Origin of the sequence: Pseudomonas sp. NPDC089396 (genome assembly GCF_044749545.1) — a bacterium.
GTDB lineage: Bacteria > Pseudomonadota > Gammaproteobacteria > Pseudomonadales > Pseudomonadaceae > Aquipseudomonas.
Genome location: NZ_JBIVIC010000008.1, coordinates 1 through 20,529, shown reverse-complemented (window position 1 = coordinate 20,529; position 20,529 = coordinate 1). Strand labels below are relative to the sequence as shown.

The following is a 20,529-nucleotide window of genomic DNA, read 5'->3' as shown; positions in this document are numbered from 1 at the left end:
TCTCTGTGTGAGCCGGCTTGCCGGCGATAGGGCCGCTCGGCGTTCATGGCCAGCAACAGGAGCAAGCTGGAACGCTATGTCGAGCATGGCTATTTGCCGATCGACAATAACGCTGCAGAACGCGCGATCCGCCCATTTGTGATCGGCAGAATGAACTGGTAGTTCAGCGATACGCCAAAAGGCGCAACGGCCAGTGCTCAACTCTATAGCTTGGTCGAGACGGCCAACGCCAACGGCAAAGAGCCTTATGCGTGGCTGCGCCACGCACTGGAGCGCCTGCCCCAGCGTCCTCAGTGGAAGACTTCGAGGCGCTCCTGCCGTGGAACTGCACGCCGCGACCGCATAGCTAATCGCACTGCGATCTTTGGTCTGGTGGGGTTTATGGGCGCTTACGAAGCTCCGGACGTACCACCTCTTCAAACTCAAGATCAGGGAAGTCCAGAGGAACGTAACGCAATAAAAGTTGGAGCCGGAAAGCCCCAACTTTTATCTAGGCAATATTATACCGCCTCAGCTGTATCAATAAGCCGATTTTCCGTGCAAAGAACCAGCCATGCTTGATCTGAATTGAGTCCCCCAATGACCGTCGACATTGGTAATAATGTAGAAGGAGTCAAAAGTATGACCGGGGATCGGGTTACCCGCTTTGTCAAGGCGTGTAAATGAAAGCGCGACGTGATATTTGTTTGCGTTTCCTTTGCCATCACTGCCGGATTGAACAACATAACGGTAGTCCCAGCGTGTATTCTCCCAGCCAATTTCCTTTGCAAGCTGCTGCAGGTTTTGATCTTTGGCATAAGCTTCAGGGGTTTGCCAAACAGTGACTTGGTTACCGGACATGCGCACGTGCGGGTAATTCAATGTCTTGGCCCAAGCCAATTCATCTTTAGCATTGAATGTTGTCAGGAAGTTATCCAAGGCTTTACAGGGAACATCATATTCCTGGCTATAGTTCCCCTTCGCATCTTTCGCACAACTGTCTGGCAAGGCAGTGTTAGTCGGCGCTGCAAAAACCGGGGAGGCTGCAATCCCTGCGGCCAAAAACAAAGAGACTTTCAATGCAGGATTCATAATTATTCCTTGTTATAGTTTACGTTAAACATTTGGCATGCCCTGCCATAAAACAGGACTTATCTACTTCGCTTGAAAAATCAAGCTCTTCACGTGCGAGAAACCCGCACGATGCATCACAAATTCCCTTATAAACTCGCGAGCGTCTCCAAACCAACTCTGCGAATTGAACCATCCGTGAGTAACTTTGACTGTTCGGGATCATGCCCGTACAGTACAAATGCGCCTTTAGATTGAAGCCGCTTAAACAAGTTAAAATTGTTAATCATTCCCTGAGCATCATTCACGACCATGGCATCGGGAAGCGTCATTTTTTCAAGAGAGGCCTTCAAGTAGCAAGCATCTGCGGTAATGATGACATCTTTACCCTCTACGTTGACTTTAAGCGATTGGTGCCCGGGCGTGTGTCCATAACTAGGAATCAGCACAACCGAACCATCACCAAACAGATCATGTTCGCCATCAATCTCAAGGCGCTCATGACCTAAATCATAATGGCGAGGTGAATAGATTTCTTTTTCGATGTTTTCTTCATTTTTTGCAGCCTCCCACTCACGCTTTTGGATCACCAACCGCGCATTAGGAATGCAAGCATTGCCACCACAATGATCAAAATGCAGATGAGAATTAATGATGAAGTTTATTTTCAAGGGGTCGACACCAAAAGCCTCCAACCGTTTAGCGACATCTTCACCAGGCACAAAGTTGACCGTCGTGAGATCAGCAAAAACCCCGAGTGATTTTTTTACCACCGCCGGATCTTCCGATTGCAAAGGCAACTCCAGCCCCGTATCAAACAACACCGTACCTTTCGGATGTTCGATCAAATAGCATGGCACAGGAATGGCCAGATCCCCTGTTTCACCTGCCATGAAAAACCCATAAGGCATGGTAATCCAGCCACATGTCATTGCATATAATTTAACGTCTTCCATAGCAATAGCCCTTTAAACCATGACGGTAAGATTTCAGACACCGAGACCTTTCAGTACGGCTCTGCCACACCACACTAAATATTTAACCACTAAGCCTCAAAGACTGAACTCATTAAATAGCACTCTAACAAATTGACGCTCAAAACAAAAACCAACTCCCCATTACCAGGCAGATCGATAGATCGCCTCGATATCTGCGGCCGTGAGCTTGCGGGGATTATTGCGCATCAAGCGGTCAATGTTGCTGGCCTCCTCGGCCATGGGTGCCAAAGCGTCCTCTGGAACGTTGAAAGCGCGAAGGCCGGCAGGAATGTCTACGGCAGCGCACAGTTCAGCCATCGCATCGACACTAGCGTCTGCAGCCTGGCTATCGCTCAAGCCCACGACATTCACGCCCATTGCCTGTGCGACGTCGCGAAGACGCTCCGCACAGGCAAGCTTGTTCCAGCGCATTACATAGGGCAGCAGCAAAGCGTTGCTGACGCCGTGTGCTATTTTGAAGCGCCCGCCGAGCGGATAGGCCAGCGCATGTACTGCCCCCACGCCTGCGTTTCCAAATGCCATGCCACCCATCAGACTCGCCGTCGCCATGTCTTCGCGAGCAACAAGATCATCCGGGTTGGCATACGCTTTGGGCAAAGCCCGAGCTATCACCTTGATCGCTCCAAGCGCAATGGCATCGGTAATCGGCGAGCGATTGATCGAAAGGTACGCTTCGATCGCATGCACGAGCGCGTCGACACCGCTGGCAGCGGTCACGCTGCGAGGACAAGTGAGCGTCATGACCGGACTCACGAGAGCCACATCAGGCAGCAGGTAGTCGCTCACGATGCCTTTCTTGAGCTGTGCCTGTTTGTCGGAGAAGATCGCCACGTTAGTGACCTCCGAACCTGTGCCCGCTGTAGTAGGAATGGCGATCAGCGGGGGGCCTTTGCGGCGTACTTGATCGACGCCGAACAGCTCGGCCAACGCGCCATCGTGACCGGCGAAGGCGGCGACCCCTTTGGCGATGTCGATAGCACTTCCGCCCCCCAGCCCAATGAGCCCGTCATGGCCACCCTCGCGAAAGGCACGAGTACAGTCTTCGACCAAACTGATTTCAGGCTCTGGTTGAACCTGGTCATAGAGACCATAGCGGCGGCCACCCAGGTGGGCCAAAGCGAGGTCAACGGTGCCCGACTTGACCAGGATCGCATCGGTCACGATTAAAGGATTATTAACCTTCAGCCGGGTCAATTCAGCGTCCAGCTGATCAACCGCGCTGGGGCCGGTCAGGAGTTTATTGGCGATTTGAAAGGCAGCAACACTCATCGACTCATCCTCATTTTTTTTATTGAGATGAACGAAGAGATAACAAAACATGTGCCAATTTCTTGGAAGGCCCGTGTTTGCTGGGTTTTGCCTCGCTATGGCTAGCCTGCGACACGAACTGGCGATCACGATTTCAATCGGAAAAACGGCTGCCGATCAGAAACCTAATCAGATCTCTCCCAGCGTTTCATCTTCTGAACGACGGTAGCCTGGCTGACACCCAACGCTTTGGCTGCCAGCCGCGTGGTCTTGTGGACGCGCATTGCTGAAAGGATTGCGCTGCGCTCTGCGTTTTCCAGAACTTTGCGCAGCGGCAGGCGGTTTTGATCCAAGCGATCATCATGAAGGTTGAGGATTTCCTCAGGGAGATCCAACGCCTCGATCGTGTCACTTTCGCAGATGACGACCAAACGCTCGACCAAATTGATCAGCTCACGGATATTTCCAGGCCATGCGTACTCACAGAGCAGATCCAGGGTTTCCAGCCCCCACATCATCTTGCGCCCATAGCGTTCGTTGAAGTGCCCCAGGTAATGCTCCAACAGCGTGGGGATCTCTCCGGCGCGCTCACGAAGCGCGGGAATGTGGATGGGCACCACGTTCAGTCGATAGTACAGGTCAGCACGGAACAACCCCTGCTCGACTCTCTGTCGCAAGTCATGGTGGGTGGCACTTATGATTCGGATATCTACTTCGCGTAATTCAAGCCCACCCACCGGAATGAACCGCTTCTCCTCGATAACTTTCAGAAGCTTGACCTGAAGCGACAACGGCAGATCGCCAATTTCGTCAAGGAACAACGTCCCGTGGTTCGCCAGCTCCAGGAGCCCTCGCTTCCCTTTGGCCGCTGCGCCAGTGAACGCCCCTGGCGCGTAGCCAAACAATTCCGCCTCGATCAGGTTTTCTGGCATTGCTCCGCAGTTGAGCGGTATGAAAGGCTCGTTGGCCCGAGCGCTGGCATTGTGAATGTACTGAGCGACGAGACTTTTGCCGACACCGGTTTCACCTAGCAGCAGCACCTTCACGTCACTGCCTGCTACACGTCGTGCCTGCGCGAAAAGCGAGCCTGTTTGCGCCTGGTCAAAGACCAGCGAGGACTGAGCCAGTTTTTCATATTCACCCGCATGCAACTGCGCAGTGCTCTGACGCAGCTTCTTGAGCCCAGCAAGCTCATCCCTTTCATGCTTCATGCGCAGAAGCTCGGTCATGTCACGTACGGCGCTGACAACGTAACTGATGCGGCGATTTTCAAAGATAGGCGTTGCGCTCACCAACAGCTTCTTGCCGTTACCGAGGCTCTGCATAACGGAAACCGGAGCGCCTTGCTGGAGTACGCGTAAGGATGCGGATTGCGAAACGACACCGTCGCGTACCAGGTCGTGCATGCTGCGACCGATGAGCTGTTCGCTCTGCAGTCCGGTAAGACGCTCGTACGCGCTGTTTACCTTAACGGTAATCCCTGCACCATCCGTGATGTAAACGCCGTCGTGCAGTGCGTTCAGAATCGTATCGAAGGTTTGATCAGTGAAGTTCACAGCAACGCTCTGAGCTAGCAAAAACGTCAGTGTAAGACGTTTGCTGACGCAGTGGCCTTAATCTTTCAGAGAGAACGGCAAGTGCGAAGTCTCGTGAATCGCCGTTGGTTTCCCGGGCCATCATGAATCAACGCCAGCTCTCCTTGACCGCCTTGCGCCGCCCACCCAAAAGCACCCAGCCAATCCCCAGCAACAGGCTCTCGACCACGAACGCCAGCACAAACCCTGCCCCAACGCCCCAGCCTATCGCCTCGGGTACCAGCAGAATCTGATAGCTGTACCCCTTGAGCGTCTCTTCGCGCAACTGCGGATCCGGCTGCACCAGCACATGCCAGGTCGTCGTCAACCACGACCCCTGCAGTGCCTGCCACTCGTTCTCCAGCAACTGATTACGCATCAACAGACTCTCGATACTGTTGGCATCGCTGTTGAACACCGGGTCGTCACTGCTGTGGTAATGCCGCACCAGCGCCTGCAGGTCGCCCTTGAAGAAGCGCTCGGCGGTCTGCTTGAAACCATCGAGCGCCTGGCGTGATTCGAACAGATGCGCCTCGACCCGTTGGCTGTAGTCCTTGACCAGCCCCGGGACCTGGATACCGGCCAGCAGGCCGAAGGTGAACAGCAGCAACCGCAGGTAACTTCTGAACATGCAGCGTCCTTAGCTCTGGCCTTGCGTCACGCATTCCCCGTGCCGCCACAGGGCCCATTGGCCGGGCTCGTAGCGCCGCCAGGTCTCGTTCTCGGTCAAGGCCTCGGTGGCAATCACCGTCACCACGTCATTGGGGGTGGTTTCGGTGTGAAAGTCGACGATCAGGTCGACATCCTTCAACCGTGCGGCACCAAAAGGCGCGCGACGGGTGATGTGGACCAGCTTGGTCGAGCAGAAGCAGAACAACCAGTCGCCGTCGCTGAGCAGGCAGTTGAACACGCCTTTTCCGCGGTACTCGGCACAGGCTTCGACCAGCACCGGCAGCAGCTGTTCCACTTCGACAGGCTCCGGGAAGGCGGCGCGGATGCGGTTGAGCAGGTCGCAGAAGGCGGACTCGCTGTCGGTGTCGCCGATGGGCCGGTAGAAGGTCGCCTCGCCGTTGAAATCGCCGAGCTGGCCGTTGTGCGCGAAGCACCAGTTGCGGCCCCACATCTCGCGGACGAACGGGTGAGTGTTGGACAGGCATACCCGGCCGACGTTGGCCTGGCGGATGTGGCCGATGACCACCTCGCTCTTGATCGGGTAGCGCTGCACCAGGTTGGCCACTTCCGACTCGCTGCTCGCGGCAGGGTCCTGGAACAGCCGCAGGCCGCGGCCTTCGTAGAAACCGATGCCCCAGCCGTCGCGGTGCGGGCCGGTACGGCCACCGCGCTGCATCAGGCCAGTGAAGCTGAAGACGATGTCGGTGGGGACGTTGGCGCTCATGCCCAGCAGTTCGCACATGTTCGCAGTCTCCGCTTACAAACGGGGCTCGACCCGGCCACGGCCGCCAGAAGGCGCGGTGGGCGGCGGGTCATCGCGGTAACGGTCGCGGCGTTCGGCGGCCAGTGGCGCGCCGGCGTCGAGCCGGGCGTCCTCGGCGGCCTGGCGCTGGGCAGCGGCCTCGGCCTGTTCGCGGCGCTCGCGGGCACGTTTTTCCAAGGGCCAGCGCAGCAGCACGAACAGCGCATACAGCGCAAAGGCGATCATGCCGTACATGGCAAAGTCGGAAACCGCTCGCCAGGCGTTGTTGCCTACCTTGAAGGCAAGGTCCAGGGTGGTGATGGCGATGGCCGGGGCAACCGCATCCTTGGCCGGGTCGACCACGGTCGGGGTCAGCAGCAGGACCGCCAGGATCACCCGCAGCGGCTCACGCAGCCAACGCCACATCCAGCCAGTGATTTTGAAACCCACCCACAGGCAGCCCAAGGCGGCCACGGCGTAGAGGCCCCAGGCGAGGGTATAGTCGTTCTCGGTCATGGTGATCGTGCAAGCCAGGCAAAGAGACGCCTATGATAAACACTTTTCCGGGCGCAGGCGCCCCCCAGCCAAGAGAACACCGATGCCCAACGCGCTCCAGCCCCCCATCGCCCGCCAGGACCAGGGCGCCGATCCCTACGCCTGGCTGCAACAGCGCGACACGCCCGAAGTACTCGACTACCTGCAGGCGGAAAACGCCTACCAGGAGGCCTGCCTGGCCGACCAGGCGCCCCTGCGCGAGCAGTTGTTCGAAGAAATCAAGGGTCGCATCCTCGAAACCGACCTGTCGCTGCCCTCGCCCTGGGGCCCGTACCTGTACTACACCCGCACCACGGCAGGCGACGAGTACCCGCGCCACTACCGCTGCCCGCGCCCGGCGGATGACTCCAATACCGTGGACGAGCAGCAGGAACAGCTGCTGCTCGACCCCAACGCCCTGGCAGACGGTGGCTTCCTGGCCCTGGGTGCCTTCAGTGTCAGCCCCGACCACCGCCTGCTGGCCTACAGCCTCGACACCAGCGGCGACGAAATCTACACCCTGTACGTCAAGGACCTGGCCAGCGGCAGCCTGACCACCCTGCCCTTCGACGACTGCGACGGCAGCCTGACCTGGGCCAACGACAACCAGACGCTGTTCTTCGCCGAACTGGACGACACCCACCGCCCTTGGCGCCTGCGTCGCTACACCTTGGGCGAGGACGACGCGCAGACCGTGTTCGAAGAGCCCGATGGCCGGTTCTTCCTGCATTGCTATCGCACAAGCTCCGAACAACAACTGGTGCTGCTGCTCAACAGCAAGACCACCAGCGAAGCCTGGGTGCTCGATGCCCTCACCCCGCAGGCCGCCTTCACCTGCCTGGCGCCACGGGTGGAAGGCCACGAATACTTCCCCGACCACGGCCAACTCGACGGCCAGTGGCGCTGGTTCATCCGCACCAACCAGGACGGCATCAACTTCGCCCTGTATCAGGCCCCGGTCGAGCAGGTGCCGACCCGCGCGCAGTGGCAGCTGCTGGTGCCCCACCGCGACGACATCATGCTCGAAGGCCTCAGCCTGAATGCCAGCGCCCTGACCTTGAGCCTGCGCGAAGGCGGCCTGCCGATCATCGAGGTTCGCCCGCAAGGCCTTGCCAGCTACCGGGTGGAACTGCCTGACGCGGCCTACAGCCTGTACGTGCAGGACAGCCTGGAATTCGTCAGCCGCCGCGTGCGCCTGCGCTATGAAGCACTCAACCGCCCCGCGCAGGTACGCCAGCTGGAACTGGCCACGGGCGCCCAGGTGGTGCTCAAGCAAACCCCGGTGCTGGGCGAATTCGATGCCGACGACTACGTCAGCGAGCGCCTGTGGGCCACCGCCGCCGATGGCACCCAGGTGCCGATCAGCCTGGTCCGCCGCAAGCAAGACCAAGGCAAGACCGTGCCGCTCTACCTGTACGGTTACGGCGCCTACGGCGAGAGCCTCGACCCATGGTTTTCCCATGCCCGCCTGAGCCTGCTGCAACGCGGCGTGGGCTTTGCCATCGCCCATGTGCGCGGCGGTGGCGAGCTGGGCGAAGCCTGGTACCGCGCCGGCAAGCAGGAACACAAGCACAACAGCTTCAGCGACTTCATCGCCTGCGCCGAACACCTGATCGCCCAAGGCGTGACAGCGTCCGATCGCCTGGCCATCAGCGGCGGCAGCGCCGGTGGCCTGTTGATGGGTGCGGTGCTCAACCAGCGCCCTGAGCTGTTCCGCTGCGCCATTGCCGAAGTACCGTTCGTCGATGTGCTCAACACCATGCTCGACCCCGAGCTGCCGCTGACCGTCACCGAGTACGACGAATGGGGCAACCCCGAGGAGCCCGAGGTGTACGAGCGGATCAAGGCCTACGCGCCTTACGAGAACGTCAGCGCCCAGGCCTACCCAGCCATGCTGGTGGTCGCCGGCTACAACGACAGCCGCGTGCAGTACTGGGAAGCGGCCAAGTGGGTGGCGCGCCTGCGCACGCGCAAGACCGACGACAACCTGCTGCTGCTCAAGACCGAGATGGGGGCGGGTCACGGCGGCATGAGTGGGCGCTACCAAGGGCTGCGGGATGTGGCGCTGGAATATGCGTTTGTCTTCAATGAGCTGGGCGTGGCGTAAGACGCGCGCTTGATCGGGGGCCCTATCGCCGGCAAGCCGGCTCCCACAGGTTCGGCGCAAGCCTCAAGCATTGCGCTGTACCTGTGGGAGCCGGCTTGCCGGCGATAAGGCCCTCAGCTTTTTCGCTAATCATCCTCCACCACCGGTTTCGCCGGCTCCTGGCGCAACCCAGGCAGCGGCTGGTCCTTCGGCGGCCCCGGCACCGGCATCGGCGGCAACAGCGGTGAGCCTGGTTTGTTGTCATAGGCCTTGGGCGGCGTGCTCGGGGTAATTTGCGGGTACGGCGTGGGCGTCGGCGTGCCGGGCGCACCGGGCACGGGCGTGTTCAAGCGTGGTGGCGTGCTCGCCGCCTCGGCCAAGGGCATGGCGGCGACAAGCAACGCGGCAAGGATCGCATGAAACATCAGCAACCTCCTGTCGGGAACCTTCCTACAGGCTACGCCGTTATTGGCGTTTTTGCCTGTCCGCTTGCCCTGCAAGCGCGCTAGACTCATTGGTATAACCGCCACATGCCTGATCAGAACAAAGGAAACACCATGAGTTCGGCTTCCACTTCCGCCGCCACCGCCCGCCTCGACCGCATCCTCGCCGACGCCAAGCGCGACAAGGAGATGGGCTACCGCGACAAGGCCCTGAAGATGTACCCGCACGTCTGCGGCCGCTGCGCCCGCGAGTTCGCCGGCAAGCGCCTGAGCGAGCTGACCGTGCACCACCGTGACCACAACCACGACAACAACCCGCAGGACGGTTCCAACTGGGAACTGCTGTGCCTGTACTGCCACGACAACGAGCACTCGCGCTACACCGACCAGCAGTACTTCAGCGAAGGCTCCCTGAGCACGCCGAGCATCGCCAAGGCCACGCACAACCCGTTCGCCGCCCTGGCTGGGATGCTCAAGAAGGACTGACCGTCGATACTTCCCATCGACGCTTCCCATCGATGCTTCCCATCGATACGGCCCCCGCTGCTGCCGGCAAGCCCGTATAATCGCGCTTTTTTTGCGAAAGGCCCCGGCACGTGGCAAACAAACGGTACAGCTGCATCGGCCTGTTCAACCCCAAGTCTGCGGAGAACGTCGGTTCGGTGATGCGCGCAGCGGGTTGCTACGGCGTCAACTCGGTGTTCTACACCGGCAAGCGCTATGAACGCGCGCGCGATTTCGTCACCGATACCAAGCGGGTGCATTACGACATTCCGTTGATTGGTATCGACGATCTGCAGCGCATCATTCCCCTGGGCTGCACCCCGGTGGCCGTTGAGCTGGTTGACGGCGCCCGGCCGTTGCCCGAGTACACCCACCCGGACCGCGCCATCTACATCTTCGGGCCGGAAGACGGCAGCTTGAGTGCCGATGTGCGGGCGTGGTGCGAAGAGACCATCTACATTCCGACCGAGGGTTGCATGAACCTGGCGGCGACGGTGAATGTGGTGTTGTATGACCGGTTGGCCAAGGGGCTCAATACCCGGTCTGGGCCGAAGTTCAAGTAAAAAGTCACCTTTGTGAGGCCACCCACGACCGCCCGGCATGCCGAGTGAACGGCGCTCGCCGGCCACGGGTCAGCTGCTTACACATCACAGGGAGGCTTGGCCATGCTTGATATTCATTCTGCTTCGGGCACTTCGGAGCACAACGTGCAGGGGTTGGAACGGGTCGGTTCGCTGGCCGGAGGGGCGCTGATGTTCAGCAAGGGGCTGCGCCATGGTGGCCTGGTCGGGCTGCTGCAGATGGTGGTGGGCGGCCTGGCCGTGGCGCGTGGGGTCAGCGGGCACTGCTCGACCAAGGCCTGGTGGCAGCAGCATCGCCAGGAATATCACCGCTTGCGTTCGGACATCGAGCGCAGTGCGGCGGAGCTGGAGGCGCTGCAGCGCAGTGCCCGGGCGGCTACCCGAGGGGTGACGGTGACCGGTGAGTAAAGGGTTGTCTGCTCAGGCCCTATCGCCGGCAAGCCGGCTCCCACAGGTACAGCGCCTTGCTTGAGACTTGCGCCGAACCTGTGGGAGCCGGCTTGCCGGCGATAGGGCCAGTGCGGACTCTGGATACTTATTGCAGCGCCTTGCTCTGCAACACCTCCGACCGGCGCCCCAGCACGTTCTCGCTGATCTGCACGAACTCCTCGGTGCTGACACTCGGCAGGCGCATCAGCGCACGGGTCACATCATCCAGCGAGCGCTTGGCCTGGGTATGGATGCGGATTTCCTTGTCCAGCGCCTGTAACAGCTGCACCCCCCGCGCCACCTGCGCCGGACTGGCCTTGGCGGCGCGCAACTGGGTGACCTTGGCGCCCTGCTTCTGCAACCGCGCCTGCCACACCTGGTACCGGTCATCGCTCATCCCGCCGGCGCGGCGCAACAGTTCGTTGGCGTAGTATTCGGTCAGGCTCTGGCCAAGCCAGTCACTGTTGTCACGCACCCGAATCTGCGCGAAAAGTTGCACCAGCTCGCGCAACAGTGGGCTGCTGCCGTTCTCGCTGACCATCGGCCGACCACTGTGCAGGTACAGCGAACCGTGCGCCGCCATCGCCCCGCGCCACATGCCATCGCGCGCACCGACCAGCAGCAGCTTCGGCGGGTTGCGCGGGAACATCGCCTGCAACTGCGGCCAGACGAACGTCAGCAACGTCAGGTTGTCCATCCGCCGCATGCCCTGCCCCACCGGTGCGGCCACGGTCACGTCGGTTTCACCTAGCCGTGCGCGGCGGCTGCCAAGGTCGCCGGCGAGCATCCAGCCGGTTGGGCGATCGAACAGGCGTGACACGTTATCGATGCGAAACTTGTCTTTGCCAATGCGCGGCCAGGCCGTTTCGATACTCTGCCAGCCCTCGGGCAGGTCGACCGACAACCGGGCCACCAGTTCGGTGCCGTCCTGCTGGTCGAGGCGCGCGGGCGGGACCAGCTGATCGCCTTGGAACAGCGCCCAGTGCGGCGTGATGCGGGAGGTATAGGCGCCGCTGCGCTGCTTCTGGTCCAGCTTCACCCGGTAGCTGAGGCTGGTCTTGCCCGCTGCCGGGTGCCAGACACCCCGCTCGCCCTGCTGCTGCCACTGGCCGTCAGCCTGGAAACCGCTGTAGGCATTCGCTTTGCCAAGGTCGAAGTCCAGGCTGCGCACCGCGCTGCCTTCACCCAGCGTCAGGCGCACTTCGGCCTGGCCACTGGCGGGCAACAGGCGCACCTGGTAGTCGAGGTCGACTTTCTTCGCCCAGGCCGGCGAACAGGCTACAACGCCCAGTAACAGCAACAGCTGGCAACGCATACAGAAACTCCTTGTTCCCCAGAGGCGACGGGCCAGACCTGCTCAGCTGGCGCGGAAGATCAGGTGCTCTTCCCAGTCGTCTTCATCCACATCATGCTCACTGAGCATACGCCCCGACTGGGAAATGCGCTGTTCATGGACCTGTTTGCGGTCACCGCAGACCAGCGGGTGCCAGGCCGGTAGATCCTTGCCCTCGCTGACCAGCCGATAACCGCAGGTGCTCGGCAACCACTTGAACTGGTCGGCCTTGCCTGGGGTCAGCTGGATGCAATCGGGCACGTGGGCGAAGCGGTTGGGGTAGTCGCTGCACTGGCAAGTGTCGAGGTCCAGCAGCTTGCAGGCGATACGCGTGTAGTAGACGCTGTTGTCGTCTTCATCCTCGAGTTTTTGCAGGCAGCACAGGCCACAGCCGTCGCACAGCGACTCCCATTCCTGCGGGTCGAGTTGTTCGAGGGTCTTGCGCCGCCAGAACGGCGCGCTGTCAGCGATCATCACACGGGTTTCCTGCATTCATTCTGGCGCCGCGGCGCGCGGCGGCGCCAGTCTAGAGCCTGGCCTTCGGCAACGCCAGACCGCTTGTCAGTGGCGAGTGGACGCAGTAGCGTGCGGAGTTTCCCGTCCCATTGCAGGAGCAGCCATGAGCGCCACCCCCCGCATCGCCGATTACGCGATCAACGAGCAGTTCATCAACCGTTGGTCGCCCCGTGCTTTCACCGCCGAGCCGATCAGCGAAGAGACCCTGTTGAGCTTCCTCGAAGCCGCGCGCTGGGCACCGTCGGCTTACAATTCGCAGCCGTGGCGCTTCCTCTATGCCCGCCGCGACACGCCGAACTGGGCGCGCTACCTGGAACTGCTGGTGCCGTTCAACCGCAGCTGGGCGCAACAGGCTTCGGCGCTGGTGCTGGTGATTTCCAAGACGACCTTTGCAGCACCGGGCGCCAGCGAAGAGAAACCTGCCCTGTGGCATACCTTCGACACCGGCTCTGCCTGGGGCCATCTGGCGTTGCAGGCGAGCATCAGCGGCTGGCATACCCACGGCATGGCCGGGTTCGACAAGGAACTGGCGCGTACCGAGCTGAAGGTGCCTGAGGGCTATGAGCTGCATGCCATGGTGGCGATCGGCAAGCTGGGCGACAAGGCCAGCCTGGACGAGGCCCTGCAGGCGCGTGAAGTGCCGAGCCCGCGCAAGCCGCTGAGCGAGCTGGCGGCGGAAGGTGATTTCAGCCTGTAAGCCTTATGTTGCCTGTACTGGCCCTATCGCCGGCAAGCCGGCTCCCACAGGAATGGCGCCGCCCTTGAGCCTTGCGCAGTACCTGTGGGAGCCGGCTTGCCGGCGATAGGGCCGGTACTGCCAGCACACATCAATAGCCCCGGGCGAAATCCACTTCCCCGCGCAGCCCCTGCCCCGCCGCATAAGCCCGCAGATTCTCGACGAACAGCCGCACCATCGCCGCCGGCGAGGTGGGCGCCGAGCTGTGCCCCGTCAGCAACAACCCCCACGCCGTCCAGAACGGATGCCGCTGCGGCAATGGCTCCTGCCGGCAGACATCGATCACTGCGCCCGCCAGGTGCCCTTCCTTCAACGCCTCCACCAGGTCGGCATCGACCACTGCCGCGCCACGCCCAGCATTGATGAACAGGGCGGTGGGCAGAAACTGCTGGAACAGCGCCGCATCGTACAGGTCATGGGTGGCCGGCGTATCCGGCAGCAGGTTGAGGACATAGTCCACCTGCCCGACCAGGCGCGGCAGCTCCGAAAGCCCCGCCACCTCGACGAACGGCGCCTGGCTGCGGGCACTGCTCGCCACACCGTACAAGATCACGCCAAACGGCACGAGGAACTCGGCCACGCGCTGGCCGATGTCACCAGTGCCGACGATCAGTACCTTGCGTCCCTCCAGCGTGCGTCCGGGGCGGTCGTCCCAGCGCCGCTCGACCTGGCTGACCAGGCGCGACAGCACCTCGCGCTCGTGGCCCAGCATGTAGGTGAGCATGTACTCGGCCATCACCTGGCCAAAGATGCCCACCGCGCGGCTGAGGCGGTAATCACGCGGCAGGCCCTCGCCCAGCAACGGCGTGATGCCTGCCCAGGTCGACTGCATCCAGGCCGGTTTGTGGCCCTGGCGCAGCAGGCTTGCCAGCAGGTCAGGCTGGCCCAGCCACACCGGGCATTGCGCAGCCTGCCCGGCCAGCTCGGCGGAGTCGCCGCTGGTCAGGATTTCCAGGTCTGGGGCCGCTTCGGCGAGCAACTGGGCGTATTGGTCGTGGCTGTGTTCAGCGATCAGAACGCGCATGGTCAGACAGGGTCGTTACGGCGCAGCAACTCTTCGGGCAGGTGCTCGATGTACTCATCGTCCGGCGGCGGCATCTGCAGGTGGTAGCCCTGGTTGTCGAGGTTCTCCAGCACCTTGGCGATGTCCTCGCGGGCCAGTTTGCGCTCGGGGCTCAACACCAGGTCGAAGGCGTGCTTGGGGGTGCCGAAGAACGGCAGCAGGCCCTCGGGCACGCGCTCCAGGCCGTCGGCCTTGAGCACGTAGAGGTACATTTCGTTCTTGCGGGGGCTCTTGTAGATCGAGCAGATGCGTTTCATCGGGTTTCTCCGGCGCCTGACAGGTCGTCCAGCAGGGCCTGGCCCATCCGCTCACGGCGCCAGCCGCGCAGCGAATCGGGCAGTTGATAGGGGCCATCGGGATAGCCGCTCTTGAGCAGCGCTTCCAGGGTTTTCTTGCGCAGCATCAGCTCCGGGGCGATGCCCAGTCGCTCGCCTTCGGCCTGGCCGATGGCGCGCAGGCGCTTGAGGATGCCAGAGGCTTCGATCGGCAGCGGCTCGGGCAACGCCGGTGGCCATTGCTCAGGCGGCAGGCTGGCGGCGCGCTTGATCAGCTCGATCAGGTGGGCACCGTCCTGGCGGATGGTGCGCGGGTGCATTTCCTCGATCTTGGCCAGCGCCGACAAATTGTCCGGCTGCATCTTGGCCATGGGCCACAGCGAGTGTTCCTTGAGGATGCGGTTGCGTGGCACATCACGGCTGCGGGCCTCGCGCTCGCGCCAGGCACACAGCTCGCGCAGCACGGCCAATTGCTGGCGGCTCAGCTTCCAGGCCAGCTTGACATCGCGGTACAGGGTCTCTGGCTCGACTTCGCGGCGCAGCGCAGCGACCAGTTCGGCGCCGTCATCCAGCACCCAGGCGTATTTGTCGTCGGACAGCCGTGGTTGCAGGGCCGAGTACAGCTCGGCCAGGTGCACGGCATCTTCGGCGGCGTAGCTGACCTGAGTATCCGACAGCGGCCGCTGCAGCCAGTCGGAGCGGGTTTCGCCCTTGGGCAGCTCGATGGCCAGCACCTCCTGGACCAGGCGCGAATAGCCCATGGAGAAGCCCAGGTTCAGGTAACCGGCTGCCAATTGCGTGTCGAACAGCGGCTGCGGCAGCTTGCCGGTCAGGCGCAACAGCACCTCGAGGTCTTCGCTGCAGGCATGCAGAACCTTGACCACGCCACTGTCGTCGAGCAGATCGGCCAGCGGTTGCCAGTCATTGATCAGCAACGGGTCGATAAGGAAAGCGCACTGGCCGTCGCCGATCTGGATCAGGCCGGCTTTGGGGTAAAAGGTGTCGACCCGCATGAATTCGGTGTCCACTGCCACGAAGGGCAGTTCACGCCACTTGCGGCAGCCTTCGGCCAGGGTCTGGTCGTCACGGATCCAGTGTATTTCGATGGCCACGAGGCTCTCCCACTAACATTGGCGCGCAGTATATACGGCGCGGGCGCTGTGGGTGAAACCTGGCGACCACCGCGCCTTCGATGGACTGTTGACAGGAAGGGTTCAGCGCTTGGCGGCCAGCCAAGGGCGGCAGCTGGCGAACATGTCCAGCGACTGCTTGTAGACCTCGGTGCGCACCTGCAACAGGCCGAGCATCGAGTGGAACAGGTTGTCCTGCGACAGCGGCGCACTGCTGAGCTTGGCCAGGCAGTCGGTGTCCAGGCCGAAGTCTGCTTTGTAGCTGTCGGAGAACCAGGTCAGCATCGGCACGTGCTTCTGCTGCTCCGGGGCGATGGCGTAAGGGGTACCGTGGAGGAACAGGTTGTACTCGCCCAGCGACTCACCGTGGTCGGACAGATAGATCATCGCCGTGTCGACCTTGTCCTGCTTGCTGCGCAGGGTGTCGATCAGCGACGACAGCACCTTGTCGGTATAGGCCAGGGTGTTGTCGTAGCCGTTGATGATTTCCTGCTCGCTGCACTGGTTCAGGGCATTGCTCTGGCACACCGGGGTGAAGCGTTCGCCAGCGTTGGGGTAGCGCTTGAAGTACTCGGGGCCGTGGCTGCCCATCTGGTGGAGCACCAGCACGGTGTCCTTGTCGAGGTTGTCGATCAGCTCGCCCAGGCCCTGCAGGAGAATTTCATCATGGCATTCATTGTTGGCGCACAGTGCCGGGTCTTTGAGGTTGCTGACATCGATGAACTGCACGCGGTCGCAGGTGCCCTTGCAGCCCGACTGGTTGTCGCGCCACTGCACCGCAAGGCCCGCGCGCTGGAGGATGTCGAGCAGGCCCTCACGGTTCTTCGCCACGCGGGCGTCGTAGTCCTTGCGCGGCATGCCCGAGAACATGCAAGGCACCGACACGGCGGTTTCAGTGCCGCAGGAATGCACATCGGAGAACGCCAGCAGGCCCTGCTCCTTGGCCAGGTTCGGCGTGGTATCACGCTCATAGCCCAGGACGCCGAAATGATCAGCCCGCGCACTTTCACCCACCACCAGCACCGTCAGCGACTTGCGCTCATGGTGCTGCCAGGCCGTATCGCGCTTGGCATCTTCGCCGTAGTTCTGGAAAGGCCGGGCAGCCGTGCCGACGCGCTCGCTGACATAACCGATGGAGGCGCCAACGATGTTGCTCGGGGTGAGCATCAGGCGCAGTTCGTGATGATTGCGAAACAGCGACGACAGGCCTTGGTAGTTGACCAGCGCTACCGAGCCCAGGGCGACGACACAGGCACCGCTGACCACCAGTTTGCCGAACAATTCCCGGTGCCAGGCGCGGTAGGCGATTGGCGCTTTCCACAGCAGAACCGACGGCAACACCCCAAGAAACAAGATATAGGCGGCAAACTTCAAAGACAGCAAGTCGCGCACTTCCGTCATATTGGTCTCGGCCATGTTGCGGAACATGCCGGCATCAATAAGCACGCCATATTGGTTCATGAAGTAAGCGACCCCCGCGCCACTCATGAACAACACGATCAACAAGGGTTTGAGCACATAACGAAAAGCGAACAGGGTCAATATCAAGTTGAACGCGAACAGCATCAGCGTGGCGTACGCCAGGCTCAGCCACAGCCCAGGCAAACCGGCGGGCACCATCTGTTGCAGGTGCTCCCAGAGAAACATGTTGAAGCCGATAAGCAGGTACAGGCTGGCCAGCAGCGTGACCCATTCAGTCCGCAGGGATTTCATGTTTAGCATGGTGTTCGCATTCAAGAGTAGTTATCAACCCGCCAGCTGACGGCACCGCGGGAAAGTGTGCGAACTCTAGAAAGCGCACCATCAATATTTTGTGAAAAAGACGCCAACAAATCCGTGAAACAGCGCCTTTGGACAATTAAATAAGGTTCATTCAGCTGCCATTCAGCCTGGCAGGCGAAGCTTTGCATAAGGCTCGCGGTCGATATCGAGCACTTCCACGCACAGCTGAAGGTCCACGCCGGGCTGCTCCGGGATGGCTTCCCGCAGCACCTCCAGCAGGCTGTGGGACAGTTGTTGCTTGACCTCGGACGAGCGCCCGCTGAGGATCGCCAGGCGCACGTGGGCGAACGCCCGCTCACCTGGCGCGGTGCCCACCCGGTATTGCTGGAAAGCCTGGGCACGGCTCTTGATATCCGCCTCGTCGGCGAATTGACCGCTGCCGACCAGGGTGTGGTTCAAGCGCAGCAGCAGCACGTCGACATTCAGCGCGGGCAGGTTGTCGCTGTATTCCAGGTTCAGGTGCGGCATGGCGCGGGTTCCAGGCGTAGAGGGGATGCGACAGCCTACCCCAGTCCCCTACCTGCGCAAAGGCGGCTATCCTCAAAGGTCAGGACTTAACGACAACCCTGACAGAGGTGAAGAAATGCCAGTTCCGCATGATCTGCTCGCTGACTTGCACGTTACCGCTGACGCATTCCAGGCACTGATAGACAAGGACCAGGACCTTCACAAGCTGCACAAGGAATACAACGCCAAGGACAAAGAGGTGGTGGCCGCCGAAGGCAATGGCACCAACGACGAAACCGTCACTCGCCTGCGCAGGGAGCGCCTGCTGATCAAGGACAAGATCGAACGGATCATCCATCCGCCGAAGTCCTGATCGATTTCGGCTGAATCAACCGGCCCTCTCGCCGGCAAGCCGGCTCCCACAGGTACAGCGCAAGCCTCAAGGGTTGTGATATCCCTGTGGGAGCCGGCTTGCCGGCGAGAGGGCCAGCAGCCATCACACCCCAGCCGAAGCCTTCAACGCCCCATCCAGATCCTCGATCAGATCCCGATAGTCCTCGATCCCCACCGACAGCCGCAACAGGTTCTCGCCGATCCCCATCGCCCCTTTCTGCTCCGGGCTCAAGGAATTGTGCGACATGCTCCAGGAATGGTTGATCATGCTCTCCACCCCGCCCAGCGAGTCGGCCAGGACAAAGATCCCCAAGGCTTCCACCAGGCGGTTGAGCGCCGCCCGATCAGCACCCTTGACCTTCATCGCCACCACCGCCCCGCCCGCGCGCATCTGGCGCTTGCACAGCTCATGCTGCGGGTGGCTTTCCAGCCCTGGGTAATAGACCTGCTCCACCTGCGGGTGGCCTTCGAGGAAGCGCGCCACCTGCAGCGCGTTGGCGCACTGGCGCTCCATGCGCACGTCGAGGGTCTTCAACCCGCGCAGCGCCAGGTAGCAGTCGAACGGGCCCTGGATCGCGCCCACTGCCATGCTGATCTTGCGCAGGCGCGCCAGCAGCGCGTCGTTGGCCGCCACCACCACGCCGCCGGTCAGGTCGGAGTGGCCGCCGATGTACTTGCTGGCCGAGTGCATCACCAGGTCCACGCCGAGGGTGATCGGGCGCTGGTTCCACGGCGAGCAGAAGGTGTTGTCGATGCAGGTGAGGATGCCACGCGCCCGCGCCAGGTCGCAGACAGCCTTGATATCGACCAGGTGCAGCAACGGGTTGGTCGGCGACTCGATCCAGATCAGCTGGGTCTCGGGCCTGATCGCTGCGGCCACGGCTTCCAGGTCGTTGAGGTCGACGTAGGTGGTGGTCAGGCCCGAGGTACGGCCACGGTAGTCTTCGAGGATGCGGAAGGTGCCGCCATACACACCGTTCATCACCACCACGTGGGCATCCTTGGGCAGCAGCTCGAGCACGGTGGCCGTGGCGTTCACCCCGGATGCGCAAGCGACCGCGCCAACGCCTTCTTCGAGCGCTGCGACACAGGTTTCGTAGGCATGCCGGGTGGGGTTGCCGACGCGGCTGTAGGCGTACTCGGGGTTATCGTCCAGGCTGCGCTTGATGTAGGAGCTGGCGGTGTAGATCGGCGGAAAGATCGCATTGTCGGCGACGCTGGACTGCTCGCCGGCGTGAATGGCTAGGGTGGCGAAATTGCGCGGCTTGTCGGACATGGTCAGGCCCATTGGCAGTGAGGGTAAGGCTGCAACTATCGCACAACCACGGGCCGCGACAACGCCCACACCGGCAGGAAATTTTTCTAATGCTGCGGTAGGCTGGGGAATATTTTTCTTACCGGTTCCCGATCGATATGGACAGCTTCGACCAGCACATTCTTACCCTGCTCCAGCGCGATGCCTCGGTCTCGCTCAAGGACCTGGCCGAAGCCGTCAACCTGTCGACCACGCCGTGCTGGAAACGGGTCAAGCGCCTGGAAGAAGACGGCTACATCGTTGGCCGCGTCGCCCTGCTCGACCCCGAGCGCCTGGGGCTGGGGCTGACGGTGTTCGTCCAGCTCAAGACCCAGCGCCACGACAGCGCCTGGCTGGAGCAGTTCGCCACGACAGTGACGGGGTTCGAAGAGGTGATGGAGGTGTATCGCATGTCCGGGGACTGGGACTACATGCTGCGCGTGGTGGTGGGGGATATTGCCGCGTACGACCGGTTCTACAAGAAGCTGATTACCAGTACCGATGGGCTTTCCAATATCACCTCCAGTTTTGCCATGGAGCAGATGAAGTACACCACGGCCTATCCGGTGCATCGCTCCTGATCGGTGCTGACTGTACCGGCCCTATCGCCGGCAAGCTGTTCTGGTCAAGTTTTGCCGGACACCGATTACGGTGATCAAGCTACCTGTTGCTCCATAGCAATTGGCGACAGGTAGTTGT

The 20,529-nt window shown here is 61.4% G+C and carries 23 protein-coding genes and 1 pseudogene; 8 read left to right on the top strand and 16 right to left on the bottom strand.

The features are described 5' to 3' along the window. Positions 1–42: 42 nt before the first annotated feature. A pseudogene (locus tag ACIPZB_RS16320) lies at positions 43–350 on the top strand (transposase); the annotation flags it as partial. 169 nt (positions 351–519) lie between these two features. Here ACIPZB_RS16320 and ACIPZB_RS16315 read toward each other — a convergent pair. The 7 genes from ACIPZB_RS16315 to ACIPZB_RS16285 form a co-directional block, all read right to left on the bottom strand. Further along, entirely contained in the window at positions 520–1,071 is a 552-nt protein-coding gene (locus ACIPZB_RS16315; RefSeq protein ID WP_400641570.1) for a hypothetical protein, read from the bottom strand. Between the two features lie 128 nt (positions 1,072–1,199). Continuing rightward, positions 1,200–2,006, bottom strand: a complete 807-nt coding sequence (locus ACIPZB_RS16310) for an N-acyl homoserine lactonase family protein (protein WP_400641568.1) — start codon at positions 2,004–2,006, stop codon at positions 1,200–1,202. 162 nt (positions 2,007–2,168) lie between these two features. After that, positions 2,169–3,317 (bottom strand): iron-containing alcohol dehydrogenase, encoded by a 1,149-nt coding sequence (locus tag ACIPZB_RS16305; RefSeq protein WP_400641869.1) that lies wholly within the window; start codon positions 3,315–3,317, stop codon positions 2,169–2,171. A 164-nt stretch (positions 3,318–3,481) separates the two neighbouring features. Then, positions 3,482–4,852, bottom strand: coding sequence for a sigma-54 interaction domain-containing protein (locus ACIPZB_RS16300; protein WP_400641566.1), 1,371 nt, complete (start codon positions 4,850–4,852; stop codon positions 3,482–3,484). Positions 4,853–4,979: 127 nt separating this feature from the next. Continuing rightward, a complete protein-coding gene (locus ACIPZB_RS16295) occupies positions 4,980–5,501 on the bottom strand; it encodes a DUF2937 family protein (RefSeq protein WP_400641564.1) in 522 nt (173 codons plus the stop codon). Positions 5,502–5,510: 9 nt separating this feature from the next. After that, the gene (locus ACIPZB_RS16290) at positions 5,511–6,284 is read right to left on the bottom strand and encodes a class II glutamine amidotransferase (protein WP_400641562.1); all 774 of its coding nucleotides are present in this window, start codon (positions 6,282–6,284) and stop codon (positions 5,511–5,513) included. A 15-nt stretch (positions 6,285–6,299) separates the two neighbouring features. Then, positions 6,300–6,800 (bottom strand): MFS transporter, encoded by a 501-nt coding sequence (locus ACIPZB_RS16285; RefSeq protein WP_400641560.1) that lies wholly within the window; start codon positions 6,798–6,800, stop codon positions 6,300–6,302. Between the two features lie 82 nt (positions 6,801–6,882). Here ACIPZB_RS16285 and ACIPZB_RS16280 point away from each other — a divergent pair, with 82 nt between their 5' ends. Next, complete coding sequence (locus tag ACIPZB_RS16280; protein ID WP_400641558.1) at positions 6,883–8,925, top strand: S9 family peptidase; 2,043 nt, start codon at positions 6,883–6,885, stop codon at positions 8,923–8,925. 125 nt (positions 8,926–9,050) lie between these two features. Here the strand turns inward: ACIPZB_RS16280 and ACIPZB_RS16275 are convergent, their stop codons facing one another. After that, positions 9,051–9,329 (bottom strand): hypothetical protein, encoded by a 279-nt coding sequence (locus tag ACIPZB_RS16275; protein ID WP_400641556.1) that lies wholly within the window; start codon positions 9,327–9,329, stop codon positions 9,051–9,053. Positions 9,330–9,461: 132 nt separating this feature from the next. On the opposite strand from ACIPZB_RS16275, the gene ACIPZB_RS16270 reads away from it, so the two are divergent. The 3 genes from ACIPZB_RS16270 to ACIPZB_RS16260 all read left to right on the top strand — a co-directional run bounded on the left by ACIPZB_RS16270 (position 9,462) and on the right by ACIPZB_RS16260 (position 10,840). Continuing rightward, positions 9,462–9,833 carry a YajD family HNH nuclease gene (locus ACIPZB_RS16270; protein ID WP_008095668.1) on the top strand — a complete coding sequence of 124 codons (372 nt, stop codon included), beginning with the start codon at positions 9,462–9,464 and terminating at the stop codon, positions 9,831–9,833. Between the two features lie 110 nt (positions 9,834–9,943). After that, complete coding sequence (locus ACIPZB_RS16265; RefSeq protein WP_400641554.1) at positions 9,944–10,414, top strand: RNA methyltransferase; 471 nt, start codon at positions 9,944–9,946, stop codon at positions 10,412–10,414. A gap of 102 nt (positions 10,415–10,516) precedes the next feature. Then, a complete protein-coding gene (locus ACIPZB_RS16260; RefSeq protein WP_400641552.1) occupies positions 10,517–10,840 on the top strand; it encodes a DUF2892 domain-containing protein in 324 nt (107 codons plus the stop codon). A 127-nt stretch (positions 10,841–10,967) separates the two neighbouring features. Here the strand turns inward: ACIPZB_RS16260 and ACIPZB_RS16255 are convergent, their stop codons facing one another. Both ACIPZB_RS16255 and ACIPZB_RS16250 read right to left on the bottom strand, forming a co-directional pair. Next, the gene (locus ACIPZB_RS16255) at positions 10,968–12,176 is read right to left on the bottom strand and encodes a hypothetical protein (RefSeq protein ID WP_400641550.1); all 1,209 of its coding nucleotides are present in this window, start codon (positions 12,174–12,176) and stop codon (positions 10,968–10,970) included. Positions 12,177–12,218: 42 nt separating this feature from the next. Next, positions 12,219–12,668, bottom strand: a complete 450-nt coding sequence (locus ACIPZB_RS16250; protein ID WP_400641548.1) for a YcgN family cysteine cluster protein — start codon at positions 12,666–12,668, stop codon at positions 12,219–12,221. A 145-nt stretch (positions 12,669–12,813) separates the two neighbouring features. Between ACIPZB_RS16250 and ACIPZB_RS16245 the strand changes: the two genes are divergently transcribed. Further along, positions 12,814–13,407, top strand: a complete 594-nt coding sequence (locus ACIPZB_RS16245) for a nitroreductase family protein (RefSeq protein ID WP_008095686.1) — start codon at positions 12,814–12,816, stop codon at positions 13,405–13,407. 130 nt (positions 13,408–13,537) lie between these two features. Here ACIPZB_RS16245 and ACIPZB_RS16240 read toward each other — a convergent pair whose 3' ends face one another. The 5 genes from ACIPZB_RS16240 to ACIPZB_RS16220 all read right to left on the bottom strand — a co-directional run bounded on the left by ACIPZB_RS16240 (position 13,538) and on the right by ACIPZB_RS16220 (position 18,164). Next, on the bottom strand, positions 13,538–14,470 hold the full coding sequence (locus tag ACIPZB_RS16240; protein ID WP_400641547.1) for a D-2-hydroxyacid dehydrogenase: 933 nt from the start codon (positions 14,468–14,470) through the stop codon (positions 13,538–13,540). Positions 14,471–14,472: 2 nt separating this feature from the next. After that, positions 14,473–14,766 (bottom strand): YcgL domain-containing protein, encoded by a 294-nt coding sequence (locus tag ACIPZB_RS16235; RefSeq protein WP_400641545.1) that lies wholly within the window; start codon positions 14,764–14,766, stop codon positions 14,473–14,475. Then, positions 14,763–15,896: a ribonuclease D gene (rnd, locus tag ACIPZB_RS16230; RefSeq protein ID WP_400641544.1), complete on the bottom strand. Its 1,134-nt coding sequence runs from the start codon at positions 15,894–15,896 to the stop codon at positions 14,763–14,765. Before rnd ends, ACIPZB_RS16235 begins: the two co-directional genes overlap by 4 nt. 102 nt (positions 15,897–15,998) lie before the next feature. Continuing rightward, positions 15,999–17,636 carry a phosphoethanolamine transferase gene (locus ACIPZB_RS16225; RefSeq protein WP_400641542.1) on the bottom strand — a complete coding sequence of 546 codons (1,638 nt, stop codon included), beginning with the start codon at positions 17,634–17,636 and terminating at the stop codon, positions 15,999–16,001. 162 nt (positions 17,637–17,798) lie between these two features. After that, positions 17,799–18,164 carry a 5-carboxymethyl-2-hydroxymuconate Delta-isomerase gene (locus ACIPZB_RS16220; RefSeq protein WP_400641540.1) on the bottom strand — a complete coding sequence of 122 codons (366 nt, stop codon included), beginning with the start codon at positions 18,162–18,164 and terminating at the stop codon, positions 17,799–17,801. A gap of 115 nt (positions 18,165–18,279) precedes the next feature. Between ACIPZB_RS16220 and ACIPZB_RS16215 the strand changes: the two genes are divergently transcribed. Next, positions 18,280–18,516 (top strand): YdcH family protein, encoded by a 237-nt coding sequence (locus tag ACIPZB_RS16215; protein WP_400641538.1) that lies wholly within the window; start codon positions 18,280–18,282, stop codon positions 18,514–18,516. A 123-nt stretch (positions 18,517–18,639) separates the two neighbouring features. Here ACIPZB_RS16215 and ACIPZB_RS16210 read toward each other — a convergent pair whose 3' ends face one another. Next, positions 18,640–19,824 (bottom strand): trans-sulfuration enzyme family protein, encoded by a 1,185-nt coding sequence (locus ACIPZB_RS16210; RefSeq protein WP_400641536.1) that lies wholly within the window; start codon positions 19,822–19,824, stop codon positions 18,640–18,642. 125 nt (positions 19,825–19,949) lie between these two features. Here ACIPZB_RS16210 and ACIPZB_RS16205 point away from each other — a divergent pair, with 125 nt between their 5' ends. After that, positions 19,950–20,411, top strand: coding sequence for an Lrp/AsnC family transcriptional regulator (locus ACIPZB_RS16205; protein ID WP_008097628.1), 462 nt, complete (start codon positions 19,950–19,952; stop codon positions 20,409–20,411). Positions 20,412–20,529: the final 118 nt, after the last annotated feature.